Consider the following 2,040-nt stretch of genomic DNA (forward strand, 5'->3'; position numbering starts at 1 on the left):
CAGCGCTTTCGCTACAGCGCCGAGCACCAGATGCTCGAATCCACGGTCACGCGCTACCACGACAGGCCCGAACCGAAGATCGCCGGATCGAATGCGCAGCCAGAGCCTGCCGCCACCGTCCAGACCACGCGCTACCGCTACGACGCGCTCGGCCGGCGCATCGACAAGCACGATGCCTTCGGGCGCACCACCTTCCTCTACGACGGCGACCTGCTCGCCGGAGAAATCCGTGGCTCACGCCTGAGCGAATACCTCTACGAGCCCGACAGCTTCGTGCCCCTGGCCAAGCTGGAATCGGAATGGAGGAACGAGGAAAACCGCAACGCACAGGCAGAAGCGGGCCAATCCAGCTTTGCCACCTACTACTACCACTGCGACCAGATCGGCGCCCCCCAGGAGCTCACCGACGAAGCCGGCCGCATCGTCTGGGCCGCCAGCTACAAGGTCTGGGGCCAGACCCAGCAGCTGCAGTACCTGCGCACCGGCACGGACGATGCGGCGGTGTTCCCCCACGACCAGCGCCCGCTGGCCCTGGCCTCGCAGGGTGAGGTACAAAGCCTGGCGCTGGTGGAGCAACCGCTACGGTTCCAGGGACAGTACTTTGACGGCGAGACGGGGCTGCATTACAACCGGTTCAGGTATTACGATCCTGTGGTGGGGAGGTTTGTGCATCAGGATCCGATTGGGTTGGCTGGGGGGGCCAATTTTTATATATTTGCCGTAAACCCACAAATATGGGCGGACATACTTGGCTTAACAGCAGCAAAATTGGGACGAAACCTTAGAAATTCTGGTCGCCCACTTCAACCAGGTCAAACCCCGCATCATATTGTTCAGGAAAATTGCAAAAAAAATAGGCACGTCCAGAATTCCAGAGATATTTTAGGCCGAAATAATATTGGAATAGACAGCGCATCCAATGGCGCCAGATTATGGGGAACAAATCCATCTCAGACTGCGATGGCCAACCATCCAGGCAAAGCGGCGAGCATCAGCACGGGAAACTATCATGCCGGGCCTCACGTGCACAGTGATATGAACGATAAACTGATATACCAGATACTGAAAGGTGTTGAAAAGCGAGGAGGCAATGTTGAGGCTGCCCTAGAGGATATAGGGCGACGACTTGAAAATGGTAGTTGGAAAGCAGCCTTTTCCTGCTGTTGCTTATAAGGAAATTTAAATGATAAATGAACGCGCAGATATAAAGAAAATCCTAGATACATTATTGATCAATTTTAAAGACGCATCTAATAATATTTCACAAAATGCACATATTGAATCATTTCCAAAAGTCGATGAATGGCGTTATTCAAAAGGTGATTTTTTTAATCCGATTCCTTATCGTTCAGAAATAGACGGGTTCAATTCACCAAAGCTTCTGAAGAAAAAATATGATTCTCCTTTTGAAGCCATCGAAAAAGGCAATTTCTCAACAGCATTTAATAATAATCATCCAACAATAATCATTGCCCCGAAGGAAAAGTCTTGCAACTTCATATCCACAAGTTTATATGGGGAATATTTATCATCAGATATCGCCAATGTACATCACATTGATCTTCCATATAAAGATTCTGTAAAGAATCTTCCACGACTTAATGGTTACGGGTATTTATCCAAAGAAAAAGACGGAAGCTTAGTCAGTATAATTGTTGGAAGAAATAATAATTATTCCATAAATATAATAGAAGCCATTGATAATCTGCCATCTAAAGAAACAGCCTATGCATCAGGATGGGCAGATGATATAGAATACCATTATCACCACGATAATAATGGTCTTTTCAAGATAACGACCCATGCAAAAAATGGTGGCCTTGCAGAAATATGGAGCAGATCTTAATTATATTTTATTGAAAAAGTAATTTTATTTTCAGTAAAATATGTCGCCACAATGAAATTTTGAAATATATTTCACATTAAAGAATAGCTTTCATTTTACAATAAAAAATGACCTTATTTTTATTCTTCAGAAGAATTACATAAATCCCTGGCCATGCACTGTTATTTCAGTGCATAGATGAATTGACAAGCTCG

The 2,040-nt window shown here is 46.1% G+C and carries 2 protein-coding genes; both read left to right on the plus strand.

Annotated features, from left to right (window positions below; translation table 11 throughout):
- On the plus strand, positions 1-1,173 hold a 1,173-nt coding region (locus ACF8ML_RS02165), incomplete at its 5' end, for an RHS repeat domain-containing protein (protein WP_392406105.1).
- Between the two features lie 10 nt (positions 1,174-1,183).
- A complete protein-coding gene (locus tag ACF8ML_RS02170) occupies positions 1,184-1,846 on the plus strand; it encodes a hypothetical protein (RefSeq protein ID WP_139223831.1) in 663 nt (220 codons plus the stop codon).
- Positions 1,847-2,040 lie beyond the last annotated feature (194 nt).

This window comes from Delftia sp. WSY_10, assembly GCF_043104705.1.
GTDB lineage: Bacteria > Pseudomonadota > Gammaproteobacteria > Burkholderiales > Burkholderiaceae_C > Comamonas > Comamonas tsuruhatensis.

Coding starts and splice junctions, on each gene's coding strand:
- ACF8ML_RS02170 (WP_139223831.1), top strand. CDS start 1,184: ATGATAAATGAACGCGCAGATATAAAGAAAATCCTAGATACATTATTG.